General features: G+C 44.4%; 15 protein-coding genes. 8 read left to right on the top strand and 7 right to left on the bottom strand.

Annotated elements, in window-relative coordinates; translation table 11 throughout:
* Positions 1 to 12: 12 nt before the first annotated feature.
* From H571_RS0100400 to gloB, 6 genes are read right to left on the bottom strand one after another with little or no spacing between them, the layout of a single operon-like run.
* Positions 13 to 1,629, bottom strand: coding sequence for an ABC transporter ATP-binding protein (locus H571_RS0100400; RefSeq protein WP_051168030.1), 1,617 nt, complete (start codon positions 1,627 to 1,629; stop codon positions 13 to 15).
* Positions 1,622 to 2,668: an ABC transporter permease gene (locus H571_RS0100395; protein ID WP_027847573.1), complete on the bottom strand. Its 1,047-nt coding sequence runs from the start codon at positions 2,666 to 2,668 to the stop codon at positions 1,622 to 1,624. Before H571_RS0100395 ends, H571_RS0100400 begins: the two co-directional genes overlap by 8 nt.
* Positions 2,668 to 3,762, bottom strand: coding sequence for a microcin C ABC transporter permease YejB (locus H571_RS0100390; protein ID WP_027847572.1), 1,095 nt, complete (start codon positions 3,760 to 3,762; stop codon positions 2,668 to 2,670). Before H571_RS0100390 ends, H571_RS0100395 begins: the two co-directional genes overlap by 1 nt.
* A gap of 3 nt (positions 3,763 to 3,765) precedes the next feature.
* A complete protein-coding gene (locus tag H571_RS0100385) occupies positions 3,766 to 5,592 on the bottom strand; it encodes an extracellular solute-binding protein (RefSeq protein ID WP_051168029.1) in 1,827 nt (608 codons plus the stop codon).
* 56 nt (positions 5,593 to 5,648) lie between these two features.
* Entirely contained in the window at positions 5,649 to 7,385 is a 1,737-nt protein-coding gene (locus H571_RS0100380) for a LysM peptidoglycan-binding domain-containing protein (RefSeq protein ID WP_051168028.1), read from the bottom strand.
* A 43-nt stretch (positions 7,386 to 7,428) separates the two neighbouring features.
* A complete protein-coding gene (gene gloB, locus H571_RS0100375) occupies positions 7,429 to 8,211 on the bottom strand; it encodes a hydroxyacylglutathione hydrolase (protein WP_027847569.1) in 783 nt (260 codons plus the stop codon).
* 72 nt (positions 8,212 to 8,283) lie between these two features.
* Between gloB and H571_RS15355 the strand changes: the two genes are divergently transcribed.
* Genes H571_RS15355 through H571_RS0100335 form a run of 8 tightly spaced genes read left to right on the top strand, consistent with a single transcriptional unit; the run spans position 8,284 to position 17,580 of the window.
* Positions 8,284 to 9,090: a class I SAM-dependent methyltransferase gene (locus H571_RS15355; RefSeq protein WP_051168027.1), complete on the top strand. Its 807-nt coding sequence runs from the start codon at positions 8,284 to 8,286 to the stop codon at positions 9,088 to 9,090.
* A 1-nt stretch (position 9,091) separates the two neighbouring features.
* Positions 9,092 to 9,544 (top strand): ribonuclease HI, encoded by a 453-nt coding sequence (gene rnhA, locus H571_RS0100365; protein ID WP_027847568.1) that lies wholly within the window; start codon positions 9,092 to 9,094, stop codon positions 9,542 to 9,544.
* A 24-nt stretch (positions 9,545 to 9,568) separates the two neighbouring features.
* A complete protein-coding gene (dnaQ, locus tag H571_RS0100360; RefSeq protein ID WP_027847567.1) occupies positions 9,569 to 10,339 on the top strand; it encodes a DNA polymerase III subunit epsilon in 771 nt (256 codons plus the stop codon).
* Positions 10,317 to 11,168 (top strand): NAD(+) diphosphatase, encoded by an 852-nt coding sequence (nudC, locus tag H571_RS13670; protein WP_051168026.1) that lies wholly within the window; start codon positions 10,317 to 10,319, stop codon positions 11,166 to 11,168. The genes dnaQ and nudC overlap by 23 nt, the downstream gene beginning before the upstream one ends.
* A 24-nt stretch (positions 11,169 to 11,192) precedes the next feature.
* Positions 11,193 to 14,840 (top strand): ATP-binding protein, encoded by a 3,648-nt coding sequence (locus H571_RS0100350; RefSeq protein WP_027847566.1) that lies wholly within the window; start codon positions 11,193 to 11,195, stop codon positions 14,838 to 14,840.
* Positions 14,837 to 15,457 carry a hypothetical protein gene (locus tag H571_RS0100345; RefSeq protein ID WP_027847565.1) on the top strand — a complete coding sequence of 207 codons (621 nt, stop codon included), beginning with the start codon at positions 14,837 to 14,839 and terminating at the stop codon, positions 15,455 to 15,457. Before H571_RS0100350 ends, H571_RS0100345 begins: the two co-directional genes overlap by 4 nt.
* Entirely contained in the window at positions 15,457 to 16,695 is a 1,239-nt protein-coding gene (locus H571_RS0100340) for a hypothetical protein (RefSeq protein WP_027847564.1), read from the top strand. The genes H571_RS0100345 and H571_RS0100340 overlap by 1 nt, the downstream gene beginning before the upstream one ends.
* Positions 16,696 to 16,704: 9 nt before the next feature.
* Positions 16,705 to 17,580 (top strand): DUF7281 domain-containing protein, encoded by an 876-nt coding sequence (locus H571_RS0100335; RefSeq protein ID WP_027847563.1) that lies wholly within the window; start codon positions 16,705 to 16,707, stop codon positions 17,578 to 17,580.
* Here H571_RS0100335 and H571_RS15685 read toward each other — a convergent pair.
* The gene (locus H571_RS15685) at positions 17,573 to 17,734 is read right to left on the bottom strand and encodes a DUF2256 domain-containing protein (protein ID WP_281167258.1); all 162 of its coding nucleotides are present in this window, start codon (positions 17,732 to 17,734) and stop codon (positions 17,573 to 17,575) included. The genes H571_RS0100335 and H571_RS15685 overlap by 8 nt on opposite strands.
* Positions 17,735 to 17,762: the final 28 nt, after the last annotated feature.

Below are 17,762 nucleotides of genomic sequence, written 5' to 3'. Positions count from 1 at the left end.
TTCCTTAGAAAGTTATTCAGCGGCTTTTAAAAGCAGCTGAGTATACTCACTAACTGGATGTTTGAACAGTTGTTCTGTGGTGGCGGTTTCAATTTGCTGGCCATCTTTTAGCACTAGAATGCGATGGCTTAAGGCTTTAATCACTTGTAAATCGTGGCTAATAAACAGGTAGGTTAGCTGGTGCTTTAATTGCAGTTCCCTTAATAGCTCAATTACTTGCGCTTGCACACTGCGGTCTAGGGCTGAAGTGGGCTCATCGAGCACTAATAAGCGCGGTTTAAGAATTAAGGCTCTGGCTATGGCAATGCGTTGGCGTTGCCCACCAGAAAACTCATGCGGGTAGCGGTGGCGGGTTGAGGTTTCTAAACCCACTTCGGTTAATACTTCGCATACCTTGTCTTCTACTGCTTGTTTACTTAGCTTGGGCTGATGAAGTTTAAGCCCTTCAGCAATAATTTCTGCCACACTCATACGTGGGCTAAGGCTGCCGTAGGGGTCTTGAAATACCAGCTGCATTTTACGCCGCCAAGGTAATAGCTGTTTTTGCGGCAAGCTTTGTAATTCTGTACCCTCCATCTTAATAACGCCGCCAGCATTAGGTAACAGCCTTAATAAAGCCAAAGCTAGGGTGGTTTTACCTGAACCACTTTCACCAACGATACCCAGGGTTTCGCCTTGTTTTAAAATCAGCGATTGGTTTTCTACCGCTACAAAAGGTGTGGGTTTTTTCCAAGGCAAAATACTGGTGGCTGGGCGAGCAAATTCTACTCTAAGGTTGTTTACTTCTAATAAAGTAGGGCTGTTAGGGTCTATGGCTGGCGCTTGGCCGCTGGGTTCGCTGCCTAGTAGCTGCTTAGTATAATCAGCTTGAGGATTGGCAAATAATTCGGCAGTAGCTTGGGTTTCTACCACTAAGCCTTGGTGCATAACTGCCACTCGGTCACTGTATTTGCGTACTAGGTTTAGGTCATGGGTAATCAGTAGAATTGCCATGCCAAACTGCTGTTGTAAATCTTTTAGCAAGTGTAAAACTTCTTGCTGTACGGTTACGTCGAGCGCTGTAGTTGGCTCATCGGCTAATAAAATATCCGGATTATTGGCCAGTGCTATCGCTATCATCACCCGCTGACGCTGACCACCTGATAGCTGATGCGGCCAAGCTTGGGCTATTGCAGTAGGGTTGGGTAGTTGCACCGCTGCCAATAGCTCTAAACAGCGTTGCTGAGCTGCTTGTCCGGTTAAGCCTTGGTGCAAGCGCAGGGTTTCATTAATCTGCTTAGCAACTCGGTGCAAGGGGTTTAGTGAGGTCATGGGTTCTTGAAAAATCATCGCTATACGCTTACCACGTAAATAACGAAGCTTTTTATCATCCATACCCACTAACTGCTGGTCTTTTAATAGCACACCGCCAGTTACCTTGGCATTGGCAGGTAATAAGCCCAGTGTGGCTAAAGCCGTTACCGATTTCCCCGAACCACTTTCACCGACTAATGCCAGAGTTTCACCGGCATTAAGCGTTAAAGAAACGTCTTTTAATGCGGGTGCATTATCACCAAAGCTAACCCTTAGGTTTTGAATAGTCAGTAAGGGCTGTTTAAGCTGATGGTTATTTAAAGATTGATTAGTCATTCAGCAGGGCCTTACGTGGGTCAAAGGCATCTCGCACACCTTCACCAATAAATACCAAAAGGGTTAGCAGCAAAGCCAAGGTTGCAAAAGCGGTTAAGCCCAACCAAGGCGATTGTAGATTAGCTTTACCTTGGGCAACCAGTTCACCTAAGGAGGGGGTTCCGGGCGGCATACCAAAACCTAAAAAGTCTAAAGCGGTTAGGGTAGTCACTGCACCAGTAAACAAAAACGGCAAAAAGGTGAGGGTGGCAACCATAGCATTAGGAAGTACATGCCTAAATAAAATTAAATGATTCGGTAAACCTAACGCCCGAGCCGCTCGCACATATTCTAAATTACGTGCTCTTAGGCATTCGGCTCTGACTAAATCGACCAAAGCTGTCCAGCTAAAAAGCAGCATAATGAGCAAGAGCCACCAAAAGCTAGGGGCAATAATACTGGCCAGAATTATTAAAACAAAAAGCGTGGGTAGCCCAGACCAAATCTCGATAAAGCGCTGTCCCCATAAATCCAATTTACCACCGTAATAACCCTGAATCGCACCCACAAAAACGCCCACCAAACTGCTACCCAAAGTCAGCAGTAAGGCAAAGACAATGGATAATCTAAGGCTATAAATTACTCTAGCCAGTACATCTCGACCTTGGTCATCGGTACCTAACCAGTTTTCGCCTGAAGGTGGTGCTGGTGCTGGCTGAGTTAAATTGTAGTTAATGGTTTCATGGCTAAAAGGAATCAGCGGCCAGACTACCCAGCCATCTTGCTGAATTAAATCTAACAAATAGCTGTCACGAAAATCTGCCGCTAAGGGTAAATCACCGCCAAAGGTGGTTTCTGGGTAATCAGTGACTAAAGGAAAATACAGCTCGCCAGCATAGCTCACCAACAAGGGTTTATCGTTAGCCACTAGCTCGGCGACTAGGCTAATGCCAAACATTAACAAAAAAGCCCAAAGCGCCCACCAAGCACGGCGATTGGCTTTAAATAATTGCCAGCGGCGTTGGTTAAGTGGGGATAGATTTAAAGAAGGTAGCGACATTAATTTTCCCTCGACGAAAAATCAATGCGTGGGTCTATCAACATATAGGTGATATCGCTAATAATTTTTAACAGCAAACCAATTAAAGTGAATAAATACAAGGTACCAAACACCACTGGGTAATCCCTTTGTACTATGGCTTCAAAACCCAACAAACCTAAACCATCTAAAGAGAAAATCACTTCAATTAATAACGAACCGGTAAAGAAAATACTCACCAAGGCAGCCGGCATACCAGCAATGATAATTAGCATTGCATTACGAAACACATGACCATAAAGCACCTGCTGTTCACTAACGCCCTTAGCACGCGCCGTTAGCACATACTGTTTATGAATTTCATCTAAAAAAGAGTTTTTGGTTAACAGGGTTAAAGTCGCAAAACCAGAAATAGTCATGGCTAAAACCGGCAAGGCTAGGTGCCAAAAGTAATCGGCAATTTTGCCTAGGGTGCTTAATTCACTAAAATTATCAGACGTTAAACCCCGTAACGGGAACCAGTCTAAATAACTACCACCGGCAAAAAGCACAATTAAAAGAATGGCAAATAAGAAGCCCGGAATAGCATAGCCAACAATAACAATGGAAGAAGTCAAAACATCAAAACGGCTGCCGTGTTTAAGGGCTTTGCGAATTCCTAAAGGAATAGAAATTAAATAAATCAGCAGGGTAGACCAAAGCCCCAAAGAAATAGAGACCGGCATTTTTTCGATAATTAAATCAGTGACACTGCGCCCACGAAAAAAACTTTCGCCTAAATCAAAGCGTAAATACTGCCCAACCATTTGCATAAAGCGTTCATGGGCAGGTTTATCAAAACCAAATTGGGCTTCTAACTCGGCAATAAAGCGGGCATCAACCCCACGCGAGCCACGGTAGGAAGAACCGCTATCATCACTTGAGCGGCTTGTAACCGCTTCGCCACCAGCAGAATCAATGCGAGTGCTGCTTAAGCCATCCATACCACCCATTTGCGCCATCACCTGCTCTATGGGGCCACCGGGGGCGGCTTGGATAATCAAAAAGTTCAGCAGCAAAATGCCCAGCAAAGTCGGTGGAATTAATAACAAACGTCTTAGCAGGTAAGGCGCCATAGGTTACTCAACCCACCAAGTATCAATAGGCAAGCCATAATCTGGGCGCACTTCTGGAATTTTAATTTGTTTGTGGCGAGCAATGCGGTATTCGTTTAAATGCCAATGCGGAATCACATAATGCCCCCACAAGAGCACTCGGTCTAAAGCACGGGTGGCAGTTATTAAGCTGTCTCTATCTTGGGCATTAATCAGCTGTTCAATAAGAGCATCCACGACTGGGTCTTCTACGCCAGAAGTATTTCTACCATTCGCAGAATGGGCAAACTCTGAATGAAAAAACTCTCGCTGCTCGTTACCCGGTGACAAGCTTTGACCGATGGAAGAAACCACCATATCGTAATCAAAACTGCGGAGGCGGTTGAGGTATTGGGTGACATCAACCACACGCACATCCATACGAATACCGATTCTCTCTAGGTTTTGCCGCCAAGGTAAAACCACCCGCTCAAAGGAGGTATCGTGCAGCAGTATTTCAAAGCGTAGCTGTTCACCGGCTGCATTCACTAAACGGCGGCCATCCATTGTCCAGCCAGCTTCACGCAATAAACCCAAGGCTTTACGGGTTTGGTTACGAATATTACCGCTGCCGTCAGTCACTGGTAGGCTGTATTCTTGATTAAACACCTCATCAGGTAGCTGTTTAGCAAAAGGTGTTAAAAGCGCTAGTTCGTTACCTTCAGGTAAACCGCTGCTGGCTAGTTCGGAATTACTAAAATAGCTTTGGGTGCGGGTATAAGCACCGTGAAATAGTTGCTGGTTAGACCATTCAAAATCAAACATTTGAGTCAGAGCAAGGCGTACTTTGGGGTCTTTAAAAACGTCACGGCGGGTATTAAAGAAGAAGCCTTGCATGCCGGCTGAATTTTTATGAGGAATGCTTTCTAAGACTAAATCACCGCTGCTTAAAGCGGAACCGCTGTAACCGGTAGCCCAGTTACGAGCAATATTTTCAAGTCGAAAATCTAACCGTCCGGCTTTAAAAGCTTCCAGCGCAACCGTAGCATCACGGTAATAGTCGTAAACGAGTTGCTCTATATTATTGCGACCTAAATTAACCGGTAGGTTTTCACCCCAGTAGTTGGCTACTTTTTGGTAAACAAGGCGGCGACCAGAATCGACTTCAGCAATTTTATACGGACCGCTGCCGAGGGGTTTGTCTAAAGAAGGCTGTTTAAAATCACGGTCTTGCCAGTAGTGCTTAGGCAGAATGGGAATTTGCCCAATGATTAGCGGTAGTTCACGGTTTTCATGGCTGGCGAGTTCAAAACGAATGCGCTGCGAGTTGAGTACTTTTATTGCCGTAATATCGGCATAGTAGGCACGGTAAAAAGGGCGGCCTTCTTCACGCAATAGCTTAAAGGTGAAAGCTACGTCTTCAGCAGTAACAGGTTTGCCATCGTGGAAGCGTGCTTCAGGGCGAAGTTCAAATTCTATCCACCTTCCCGCTGGGTCTAGCTGCATACAGCTGGCTAATAAACCGTATTCAGTAAAGGGTTCATCAGCCGTGTGGTAGGTTAGGGAATCATAAATATTGCCCAAACCAGCCGCCGCTGTGCCTTGTACTATAAAGGGGTTAAAGCTATCAAAAGTACCTTGCGCCGCTTGGCTAAGACTGCCACCTTTGGGTGCTTTAGGATTTACATAATCTAGGTGAGCAAAGTCAGCCGGATATTTGGCTTCACCATGCAGGGTTAAAGCATGGCTGCAAGCTGGCTGACTGTTTGAACTAGCAGCTATTAAAGGGCTAGCAGTAAACAGCAGACCGGGTAATAAGGTTAAGCAGATCAACTTGCTAAAAGGTTTGAACAAGGCGACTTTTCCCGACATCTGCTGCTCCTTAGCTAAAGCATAAATAAACTTTTTTGGTTATTGATTAGGTACTTTTAATTGCGTGTAACATCCACGTGCAAAGTTAGGCTTTGCCCAGGCTGTAAATAACGGCTGGTGTTTAAGCTATTCCAGCGAGCGATGTCACCGACGCTAACTCTGAAACGATTAGCAATATTAGCTAGGTTATCGCCATTGCGAACCGTGTAATTCACCTTACGCATTACACTGCGATTATTGGCTTTGGCAAGGGTTTTAGCATTGCTGGCACGGGACCAAATTACTAAACGTTGACCAGCCATTAAAGGGTCGCCCGGTGCCATGCTATTCCAGCTTGCTAGCTCACGCACGGATACGCCGTGGCGCCTTGCTAAAATCCAGAAACTATCACCTGAACGAACAATATGATCTATCTTTTGCCCTTTACGCGTTACATTTTGACGGCGAAGTTGGCGTTGATCTTCGCTTAAAGCATATTGACGTGCATCTTGGCTAGGAATGGGAATTAATAATTCATGACCGGCACGAATAATATCGCCACGCAGTTGGTTGGCATCACGAATCATGCTGGGCGTAGTATTAAAGCGGCGTGAAATAGTTAATAAGCTATCACCAGAATTAACCCGATAACGCTGCCAGCTCATGCGCTGTTGTGGAGGCAAGTTTTTAAGGTTTTCAGCTAAAATTCCAGCATTTTCAACGGGCACTAATAAACGGTGGGGGCCATCGGGGCTAGTTGCCCATTGGCTAAAGCCTGGGTTAAGCAGGTAAAGCTCATTCATGCTGATGTCAGCTAATTCTGCTGCCATGGCTAAATCAACCTGCCCTTGAGTATCTACAGCCGCAAAATAAGGGCGGTTAGGTATGGAGGTTAGATTCATGCCATATTCTTCAGGATCAGCAATCAAACGTGCTAAAGCAATCATTTTAGGAACATAAGCACGAGTTTCTGAATGGAGTTTTAATTCCCAAAAAGTACCCTTACCACCAGCATTGCGGTTATGGCGCAAAGCACGGTTTACATTACCACCACCGGTGTTATAAGAAGCTAAAGCTAGGTGCCAATCATCAAAACGGCGGTTTAACTGAGTTAAATAAGTAAGTGCGGCATCGGTAGATGCAATTAAGTCACGGCGTCCGTCGTACCACCAGTTGTTTTCTAAACCAAAGTGGCGTGCAGTTCCTGGAATAAATTGCCACATGCCAGAAGCACGACCATGCGAATAAGCAAAGGGGTCGTAGGCACTTTCAACAATAGGAAGTAGGGCGAGTTCACCGGGTAAACCGCGTCGCTCAATTTCTTCAACAACATGGAACATATAACGGCTAGCGCGTTTGGCTACTCTGTCCATGTATTGAGGGTGGCGGCGATACCAGTTCATTTGAGCAATAACACGTGGGTCATTGCTGGAAATGTCCATAGCAAAGTTTTCTCGCAACCTGTCCCATAAATCGTATTCTGGCAGGTTAGGTTCTTGCCAAGAACGCCAGTCAGCAGCAGTAGGCTCTTTTAACAGCCCAGCAAAGCCTAAGGTTTCATCATAATGACGGTAATTAGCTAGGCTTTTAGCCGAGGCAAGCTGATTCCAAACCTGGCTAGCTTCTGCTTGTTTATTTGTGCTAGGGGTTAAAGTGGCTTGTGGTAGGCTTTGGCAGCCTTGCAAAACAAGCAGGCTACCGGTCGCCAGTGACAAGAGTAAAGGCGACAAAGGACGAAAAAAACGACGAATTGTAAGGCGCATAGGGTATTTAGGTATCTTAGTGAATAAGCTAATTTGACGCATTTTAAGCATTAGGTGCTACCTATACAAGTAAACACTAGTTATCTAAAGGTAACTAGGCAGTATCCTTCCAGCTTCTTAGGATTTTGAATGCTTCAGCAGGAGCGCTTAAGTTAGCATTTGGCTGACGTGCTTGTAAGGAAGCCAATACTTCTGGTTGATTCAAACGCAAGAAAGGATTGGTGGCTAACTCAATCCCTATATTAGAGGGCAAGGTAGGCTGGTTTGCTTCTCTTAGTTTTGTTGACTCAAGCATGCGTGCTTGTAAGGCAGTATTGTTTGGTTCTACCTGCAAGGCAAACTTCAAGTTACTTAGCGTGTATTCATGAGCGGCAAAAACAAGGGTGTTCTCAGGTAACTCAGCCAAGCTTTGTAAAGAAGCCTGCATTTGTTCTGGTGTGCCTTCAAACATGCGCCCGCAACCCGCAGCAAATAAAGTGTCGCCACTAAATAACAAAGGCTGGTGTTCATTTTTTATAAAATAAACGATATGCCCTAGGGTGTGCCCTGGTACTTCCATAACCTCTACGCTTTGCCCTAATAAATCAAAAGTAGCACCCTGCTGCACTGCTTGGGTTAAAGTAGGTAAGCGCTTAGCATCTTTTGCAAAGCCGACCACCTCAACGCCTTGTTTAGCCAGTTCAGCAACACCATCAATATGGTCGTAATGGTGGTGGGTCAGCAAAATGCCTTCTAGGGTTAGGTTTGCTGTTTTTAAATAATTCTGTACAGGCGCAGCATCGCCAGGATCGACCACCCAACAAGTTTGTTGATTAGGTGCTTTAATTAGCCAAATGTAGTTATCGTTAAAAGCGTGAATGGGCTGAACTTCAAGCATGGTGTTTTCCTGTTATCAAAGGGTTGCTGTGTTAATCTTATATAAACCTAACTTAACTCTACGGCATCGGCTATGCATCTGCAAAATTCAGACGACCAAGCTTTAGAAGCTCAGACTAACACCTTAACTTGGCAAGCTTGGCAGACTTTTTGGGCTTCTCATCTAGGTAAAGAAGTTTTGCGAGTGGAAGCTGAACTTTTAGCGCCTATAATGGAAAGCCTGTGTGGTTACCACGTGCTAAGTGTTGGTTCTTGTCCTTCCAAACCTCTGCTAGCAAGTTGCACCATTAAGCATCAGATAGAATGGCGCCCCAATTTTGAATTGGCTGAGCATACGAGCTGCTTAATTGCTGACCCTTCACACTTGCCCTTACCTAACGATTCAATGGATGTGGTTTTGTTGCATCATTCGCTAGAGATTTTTGATCGACCCCATGCGCTTTTAAAAGAAGCCGCTAGAGTAACCTTACCTAAAGGTGAGCTATTAATTATTGGTTTTAATCCACTTAGCCTTTGGGGATTAGCACGATTATTACCCAAAAGTTTGCAGGCTGAGCCGCTGCAAGTGCTAAAATCTGCTGAATTGCTGAGTCAAAAAAAACTGCAAGATTGGTTTGAGTTTTTAGACTTAAAACAAGAAGCGTGTCAGCAAATATTTCATCGCCCTGCTTGCAATAATAAAAAAATCTTAACGCGTTTGGCAGAGCTAGACCAACGCTTAGATAAAAAAAACTGGCCTTTAGCAGGCATTTATTTATTAAGAATAAAAAAACGTGTCGGCAGCCCCTTAAGGCCAAAAGTCGCACCAAAAAGTACGAATTGGTTATCTAATCAACCGGTAGCCTCTCCAACCCGAACCAGTTTAAAAACAGAGAAGTGATTTGTCCGATAAAAAAAGAGTCATTATTTATACCGATGGTGCCTGTAAAGGTAACCCAGGGCGAGGTGGCTGGGGTGCTTTATTGCGCTACGGCGAAGTCGAACGAGCGCTTTGGGGTGGCGAAAGCGACACCACTAATAACCGCATGGAATTAATGGCAGCCATTAAAGCTTTAGAAACCTTAAAGCGTAGTTGTCATGTAGATTTGCACACCGATTCTCAATACGTGCGCCAGGGCATTACCTTATGGATGCCCAACTGGAAAAAGAAAAACTGGCGAACCGCTTCAGGTTCAGCCGTTAAAAACCAAGATTTATGGAAAAGGCTAGATGAACAAGCGCAACGCCATGAAGTAGAATGGCATTGGGTAAAAGGCCATGCGGGCGATCCCGGTAACGAAGCCGCAGATGACCTAGCTAATCGTGGTGTAACCGACCCCAACCCTAATCTGTAAGACCAGCAGTAAAAGGAAAGCAGCATGAGGCAAGTAGTACTAGATACCGAAACAACAGGTATAGACCCCAAAGAAGGCCATAGGCTAATCGAAATAGGTTGTGTGGAAATGGTAAGCCGCAACCTAACGGGTAATAATTTTCATGAATACCTTAACCCCGAAAGAGAAGTGGATGAAGAAGCAGCGCAAGTACACGGCTTCACTTGGGATGACTTAAAAGACAAACCTTTATTTGCAGCCCTAGCTGATAAATTTATTAGCTATATAGATGGTGCCGAGCTGATTATTCATAACGCGCCCTTTGACGTTGGCTTTTTAGATAGTGAACTTGCCACACTTAACCAGCAGCTAGGTGAACAACGCTACGGTCGTATTGAAGACTACTGCAAAGTATTTGATACCCTAGCTTTTGCACGTCGTCGTCACCCAGGCCAGCGCAACAGCCTAGATGCCTTGTGTAAACGCTATAACATAGATAACACCGCAAGAACCCTGCATGGCGCTTTGCTTGATTCAGAAATTCTTGCCGACCTTTACCTAACCATGACGGGTGGACAAACTCGACTACTTTTAGGTGGAGATGAAGACGATGAAATGAGCGGTGTGGTTAGGGATTTAAACTCGACCATTCGCCGTGTTGCCTATGAAGACCAACAGCATTTAAGAGTGCAGCTAGCAACTGAAGCAGAGCTAGCTGCCCACCAAGCTAAATTAGAATTTGTTAGTAAAAAAGCCGGACAAACCAGCCTTTGGCAGCAGATGGAGCAACAGGATGTGGCATCCCCTACAAGCTGAATTTCCTCAGCAGCAACCACTCACCGGCTTTTTACGTGGTCCTAGCGAAATAAAAACAGGTGAAGCCATAGGTATAGTAACCTGCGGTTCAGGTTGTATTCGCCCAGTTAAAGAGTCTGCCAGCGGCTGGTTAGAAACGGCCTTTTATGACCCTAGAAAACACGCTAAATTAGTAGTTATGGGGCGCAAAAATGGTATGCCGCTCTTGTTACGCCTAGCCAAACGCGGTGAAGCTAAAGCAGAAGACTGGCCTAATTTGCGTAGCTGGTTGCTTGAAAGCGATGCCGAAAGCTTTGACCTGCTAGCCACGGCGGCAAGCCTAGCTAACTGGCAGGAACAACACCGCTATTGTGGGCGCTGTGGTTGTAAAACCCAGCCCAGAAATGATGAATACGCCCACCAATGCCCACGTTGCCACTTGCGCCAATACCCACGTGTTTCACCCTGCATTATTACCCTTGTGTGGCGAGAAGATGCTTTATTACTGGCACGTAGCCCACGCTTTGCACCCGGTGTTTACAGCACCTTGGCAGGTTTTATTGAAGCAGGTGAATCGGCAGAACAAGCCCTACACCGTGAAGTTGAAGAAGAAGTCAGCGTAAAAATTGGCAATTTTAAATACCTAGGCAGCCAATCCTGGCCTTTTCCTAACTCCCTAATGTTGGGTTACTGGGCCGAGTATCAAGGCGGCGATATTGCCTTTGATGGTATAGAGATAGAAGATGCCCAGTGGTATCCCTTCGACCAGCTACCCGAACTCCCTGCAAAAGCCTCCATTTCACGTTATTTAATCGACTCTTTTTTAAGGTGGAAGGGCGTTGATAGCTAGGAAACTCTGTTAATAGGAAGCCTTATGTCACAACTTTTACGCATTATCTTGATTCATACTCATCTACCCGGCGTGGTAGAAATTCAAATGGATCAACACACCAACATTTGTGGTACTAACGCTTCGGGTAAAACTACCCTACAAAGGCTAGTGCCGGTTTTTTTTGGTGAACTGCCTAACCGTGTGGTACCCAAAACGCGCAAAAAGTTTGATGAGTTTTACCTGCCTTTTAGCAACAGCTACCTAATTTATGAATACCAAAGAGAAGGCGGTGATATCTGCCAAGTGGTGCTCACCCGTAAAAATGAAGGTGGCTTAGATTACCGCTTTGTAGGCACGCCTTATTTAAGTGAAGACTACCTAGAAGAAACCCAAGAAGGTGTAAAAGCCCTTAGCTATGCTGACTGGGCAAGCAGAATGCGCCAAGTCGCACCGGGTAAAATTTCCCATAAAATTAGTGCCACCAGCGAATACCGCAGTATTATTCAAAACGATGCCGCAGCCCTAAGAGGTAATAATAGCGAGAGTTTGAAGCTAAGGCGTTTAGCTGCCAGCTTTAGCTTGGTTAGCGGCAATCATAAGCTGCGTCATATAGAAAAGCTGGTTAGTGCGGTGCATGCCAAAGAAGGCAAAATGGATACTTTGAAATCCATGCTAGCGGCTATTTTTGAAGAAGATGGCGTAACCCTGCCCACCACACGGGTAAGAAACACCAAGGCACGAGAATGGATACAAGAAATGCGCCAGTCCATGAAACTTGCCCAACTAGAAAAAGATTTTGACCAGCTTACAAAACTGGCTCAACAACTGGCTAATATCGAAGCGCAACTTGCTGCACTCGAACCTCTCTTGCGTGAAGATCAAGAAACCCAAAAATTAGCGCGTGCCGATTACGAAGAAAAATTCAATGCCTTGGCAGGTCAGCTAAACCAACTAAAAATTGCGTTTGAAGAGCAGGAAACGGAACTTAACAGCCTATCTAGTAAGAGTAACCAAGATTTAAACGAAACATCGCTGCGCCTAAACCGTATTCACAGCCGCTATGAAGACTACGAAGCGCAGGACATGGCTCAGCTGCAAAGGGATACCGATGCCCTACCTTTGTGGCGAGAAAACCTTGTAGAACTCCAAGAACAATACCAACTAATTGCTGAACAGCATGATGATTTAGAACGCCAGTTAGAACAACGTAAATTGAAACTAGCCGAAAGCCTAGAACGTTTAAGTCAGCAGCAGGGGGCTAAAGCCAAGCAGCTACAGGCCAAAAAAGATCAAGTTAGAGAAACGCAAGACACTAAGCTAGCCAGCTTAGATCAAAACTTCCAAAGCCGTTACCAAGCCCAGCAAAATCTTTTTGCCGAGCAGTTAGTCCAAAGCAAAAGTGACTTGGCTGTAATGCAAAGCGAACTCAAGCTTTCTGCCTTAACGGAAGCAGAAATGGATGAACTGCGTCAGGCTGAAATGCGCTTAGAGCAAGCACAAACCCAAGCCCAAGTTCAAAGTCGTGAATTACAAAACCTGCAAGAGCAAAAGCGCCTAGCCCAAGAAGCACGAAATACGGCAGACCTAAAGCTCATTAGCCAGAAGAAACACCAGCAAGCCGCCGAGCAACAGCTACAAGATTTACATAGGCAGTTAACACCAGAGCAAGGCAGCTTGCGTCATTTCTTGCGTCTGCATTATTCAGGTTGGGAAACTAGCCTAGGTAAAGTAATAGATGAAAATTTATTAGAAAGGCAAGATTTACAGCCCAATTTAACCGAACTGACGGCTAGTCTTTATGGGCTAACTATTGATTTAAATGCGCTGGAAGTGCCGGATTACGCACAAGATGAAACAGCCATTAAGTTGCGTATTAAAACAGCAGAAGAAAGATTAGAAGAAGCCAAGCAGCAAAAAACACTCGCAGAAAATACCCTGCAAGCCAGCCATGAAGCTTTTGAAAAAGTAAGCGCCTTGGTGGATCAAGCTGAATGGAAAAGCCGTGAAAGCGACCAGAATATTGATTACGCGCGCGATGCTAGAGATAGACTCAAAGCCCAACAAGCAACGCTTGCTAGCCAACGCCAAGCCAAAATTCGCCAGCAAATTCAAACGCAAGAAGCCCAGCTAGCTGCTTTAAGCGAGCAACAGCAGCAAGACTTAAAAGCCATGAACAAGGACCACCAAGCACAACGTCTTGAGTTAAAAGCAGACTGGCAAACGGAAATTAACAACCTAGATGAACAGCTAGCACAGCTGGAAGAACAGCTAGCAGCCAAGCGCCAAGAAAACCAAGCGCAACTAAAAGAGCTAGAGCAAGCCTTTGCAGAAGAACTAAGCGCCAAGGGTATAGATACTCATCGGCTTAATCAGCTAAAAGAACGCCAACAGCAACTACACAATGCCATTAAACAGGTAGAAGAGCGCCAGGGTGAACTTAATAACTGGCTAGAGTTTATGCAGGTGGACTGGCAAAAACTACGCCCAGAATTGCTTGAACAGGAAATGCAACTTAAGCAGCAACTTAGGGATTTAAAACAACAACTAGAGCAGCTAAAAAACACCTATACCAGCCAGCGTAGAGCGTTAGTGGAAGCCCAGCAAAGCTTAAAGCAACAAATTCAACAGGCCGATAACTTGATTAACCAATTAAAACCGTTATTAAGTAGCCTAGCTGAACTCAACCTCTTTGAAGTAGTTCCTGCCCAACTAACGGCAACCTCAGGTTTAGAAGAACGCCTTGCACGCACTGCCGAGGCACTAAAAGACCTAAACCAACAAGACCAAGACCTAAACAAACGCTTTGATAATTTTGAACGGCTATTGAGTCAAGATGCTGGCGCAGACTTTTTAAACCGTTTCGAGCAAGAAAAAAATAACCTACCCAGTAGTGCCACTAAACGCCAACAACTGCCGATTATGGTTAATTTGCTGCACATTTTAAAAGATCAGCAACAACAGCTTTTAGACATGGGCGAAAACATAGGTGGTGATCTTAAAAAATTCTTTACTGTATTTAATGATATTAACCGCCGCATAGCCCAACAAAGCCGCCGTTTAAGCGAAGCCGTGACCGATGATTTAGAGCTAGAAGGCATTAGCAAATCGGAAGTGAAAATTCTTTCTACCATTGATGAACTAGGTTTTTGGCAGCCATTAAAACGTTTTGCTAAACGCTACGATGATTGGCAGCGTTCAGGCAAAGATTTACCCACCGATGACTACCTTAATGCCCTAGCCGATGTGGTTGAGCTGATTCGCTCTGATGAACACTATTCAATAGAATCACTATTAAGGTTAGAACTGCATTTAAGCGAAGGGGCTTCAGATTTAATCATTAAAAATGATCGCCAACTGCTCGAATCCTCTAGTCATGGCATGGCCTATTTAATTTTATGTAAGTATTTGCTGGCATTTACCCGCCTGCTAAGGGGTGATGCACAAGTCACCTTGCATTGGCCTATTGATGAAATTGGTACGCTGGCTTATCACAATGTAGAAAAGCTTTTTCATGCCTGTAGCAAGAATCAAATAGTGATAATGGGCGCTTTTCCTAATGCTGAATCCGATGTTTTAATGCTTTTCAAACACCGTTATTTAATAGAAAACAGCCAGTTAAAACGCATTCAACCGCCAGTTAATCGCTTAGCAGAACTGCTAGCAGCAAAACGAAAAGAGGCAAGCCAATGATAGAACATGGCCCACTAATCGAACGCTTATTGGCTGGCGATTTTATTTGTGAAATTAACGATAGCGATGCACACCGCCGTTTAAGTGATGATCAGCTCCAAGAAAAGCTAAATCACTATTTGCGCCCTTTAAACCGCCGTTTAGCTTATAACGATGAAAAAAGTGTCTATTTTCTTGCTTATCAAGAACTCACCCAAGCCGCTAGAGAGCACCTTTCTAGTCAGTTTGTTTTAACGGTTCAGTCGTTATTACCCATTTTAGAGTGGATGCAGCTTATTCAAGAAACCCTGGGGCGAGATACGGCTTTAACCGCAGGGGATACCTTGCAAGTTCAAGAATTTATTCTAAAAACAGAAGACAATCACGGACTAAGGCAGCGCTTTAACCAGTTAGCAACTGATCGCTTTTTTAATAGTAAAAGTGAAGCGCTAGATCTGCAGGTAAAATTGGTATTTAACCGGTTAAAAGAACACGGCTACCTTATTCAGCCGCACAGTGATCGGCAATATTTCAAAATAACCGGCAAGATAGATTACTTGATGGATATTATTCGCTTCATTCGTGATGAAGAGCAACTGCCTGTTGCCGATGAGCCAACCCAAGAGGAACTTATCTAATGGCTGAGGTAAAGGCAGGCCTAGCCTCTAACCTCTTTGCGATAGGGGCAGAGCGCCTAGCCCTTTTAGGCAAGCACCATAAAGTGCTGATGCAGGCTTATTTAGAAGGTTTTATAGATGAGACTGCTCTAACTGACAAAGCCCTTAAAAGCCTAATGGCGGCGCGTATTTTATGGCGGCCGGATGAACAGCAATCGCTTACTTTACGGCCTTTGGTCAGTGAGCTGATTGCCAGTATGGTGGCCGATGAAAACCGCCGCCAAGTGAATGCCGATGTAGCAGAAAAACTAGAACAAATTCATAACCGCGTACAAGCCTATAAAGAAGCCCAGCACCAGGGTGACTACCTAATAGCAGAAACCCAGTTACAGCGTTTAACCGAGCAAGTACATGATCTAAGCGGCCAGTTTGAAGAAGCAATCGACAGCTTATGGAATAGGTTAAACAGTGATTTTGGTTTTGTTAGCAGCCTAAAAGATAAAATTCGTGAAAACCAACGCGCTCAGCAACAACTTAGGCGTTTGTTAGATGGCTTAGAGCTGATCGACTTTAGCCAGCTTATTGAACTAGCAGAAGGTAATAGCCAACTAAGAAAGCTACTGGTTAGCCAATTACAGCTTCAAGCCAGCGCCCACCATAGTAGTCTGTTAGAAGTACAAAAGCGCTTAATAGAGCTGCTGGCGAAATTTAGGCAGCAGCAAGCACGTTCCTTGCTTATTAACAATATGGTTGCCTACCTGCGCCAACACCCAGCTTATCGCCCAGCCAACTACCCAGAGCGAACACAAGTCCCAACACTTTTTAACCTAGCCGCCAGTATTATTCCTGCAGCAGGTATTGCCCTAGATAAAGCCAGTGATAGGCAACAACTGAGCCACTTGGTTCATCAGTTACCTAAAATTAACCATCAGCAGCAAGAAAACCAGCAAGCAGCCAGCTTTACTGAGTTATCCCCTTTAGATAAAGAAATAGCCGCTCGCCAGCAAGCCTTAAAGCAGGATGTGGAAAGTTTTTATTTGTATGTGGCAGAACAAAACCAACCAGTTAGTGCTTACCAGTATTTAGAAGAACAGCAACTGACGTGGGATAGTGAAATTTGGCTCTACCAAGTGCTAGCCGACTACCAATCTCTACCGCAAGAACAACAACAAATGCTACGCCTAAAAAACCAAGAAACCCCTGTTTCAGCCATGAATCATTTAATGTTAATTAGCGATTTACATCTGCAGCTAAGGTAGGGCATTAAAGTGATTAATAATGATACTTTATCAGCCCAAGCTAATAGCTGGTTAACAGACCAAGAGCCTTCTGTAAAAGCTTTAGGCAACAAGCGTATAAAAACTAACTTGAAGACATTTCAAGAGATTTTAGACTGGTGCATTAATTTAGATTTGATTGCTGAAAGCAGCCTGCATAAACCTGAATTTATTTTAACAGGTGAGCTGCTAAACCTTATTGCTGACACTCAGCGGCAGTTGGACCAAACCTGCTTTAGAGAAGATTTAACTAATAAAAACCGTTTAGAGCAGGCAAGCTTAAGCAATCAAGAACAAAAGCGTAAAGGCCGCGCCCCTAGGTATAACCGCTTTTTAATGCGCTTACCTCAACCAATTGCTTCAGGCTTAAACTTTTCAGCCCAATTTATAGATGTACGTTTAGAGCAGCTAGATTTAAACCAATTCACCCACCTGCTAGTGGTAGAAAACCTAGATTGTTTTTATGAATTAGAAAAGTTTGCTATTACAGAAACGCCAGAACAGCTAGTGGTTTACCGTGGCGATAAAACCTCCAGCCAAGGCACTAAAGAATTACGCAAGGCTTGGTTAGCGGCTAATAAACCGGCTTGCTACTTCGGTGACTTCGACCCAGCAGGTGTAAGAATTGCCTTAGCAGGTAAAACCTACCAAAGCATCTTGTTACCTAAACTTGATCTGCTTCAAAAAACAGCAAAAGCAGCCATGCTACCCAATGAGCAGCTTAAGTTTTTACCTAATTTAGCTAAACAAACTGACTTAACAGAAGAATTTCAAAACTACTGCCAAACCCTGCAAGGGCTTAAAGCGTTAAGGCAACAAGCTATGCAGGGAATGGCGTTGGTAGAGGTGAAGTTAGTGGTTAACTAGCGGCTTTTTGCTTTGCACAACGTTTAGAGCAGTATTTAACATTTGCCCAATTTTTTTCCCACTTTTTTCTCCAAGTGAAAGGCCGTAAGCAAACAGGGCACATTTTACTTGGTAAATTTGTTTTTTTAATTTTAGTTGGGTGTTTATTGGGCAAGTTATTTTTTTAAGTTGATGTTTGTTTT

It is taken from the genome of Marinospirillum minutulum DSM 6287 (genome assembly GCF_000422325.1).
GTDB lineage: Bacteria > Pseudomonadota > Gammaproteobacteria > Pseudomonadales > Halomonadaceae > Marinospirillum > Marinospirillum minutulum.
This window is presented reverse-complemented; position numbering and strand designations above follow the sequence as displayed.

Coding starts and splice junctions, on each gene's coding strand:
- H571_RS0100400 (WP_051168030.1), bottom strand. CDS start 1,629: ATGACTAATCAATCTTTAAATAACCATCAGCTTAAACAGCCCTTACTG.
- H571_RS0100395 (WP_027847573.1), bottom strand. CDS start 2,668: ATGTCGCTACCTTCTTTAAATCTATCCCCACTTAACCAACGCCGCTGG.
- H571_RS0100390 (WP_027847572.1), bottom strand. CDS start 3,762: ATGGCGCCTTACCTGCTAAGACGTTTGTTATTAATTCCACCGACTTTG.
- H571_RS0100385 (WP_051168029.1), bottom strand. CDS start 5,592: ATGTCGGGAAAAGTCGCCTTGTTCAAACCTTTTAGCAAGTTGATCTGC.
- H571_RS0100380 (WP_051168028.1), bottom strand. CDS start 7,385: ATGCTTAAAATGCGTCAAATTAGCTTATTCACTAAGATACCTAAATAC.
- gloB (WP_027847569.1), bottom strand. CDS start 8,211: ATGCTTGAAGTTCAGCCCATTCACGCTTTTAACGATAACTACATTTGG.
- H571_RS15355 (WP_051168027.1), top strand. CDS start 8,284: ATGCATCTGCAAAATTCAGACGACCAAGCTTTAGAAGCTCAGACTAAC.
- dnaQ (WP_027847567.1), top strand. CDS start 9,569: ATGAGGCAAGTAGTACTAGATACCGAAACAACAGGTATAGACCCCAAA.
- nudC (WP_051168026.1), top strand. CDS start 10,317: ATGTGGCATCCCCTACAAGCTGAATTTCCTCAGCAGCAACCACTCACC.
- H571_RS0100350 (WP_027847566.1), top strand. CDS start 11,193: ATGTCACAACTTTTACGCATTATCTTGATTCATACTCATCTACCCGGC.
- H571_RS0100345 (WP_027847565.1), top strand. CDS start 14,837: ATGATAGAACATGGCCCACTAATCGAACGCTTATTGGCTGGCGATTTT.
- H571_RS0100340 (WP_027847564.1), top strand. CDS start 15,457: ATGGCTGAGGTAAAGGCAGGCCTAGCCTCTAACCTCTTTGCGATAGGG.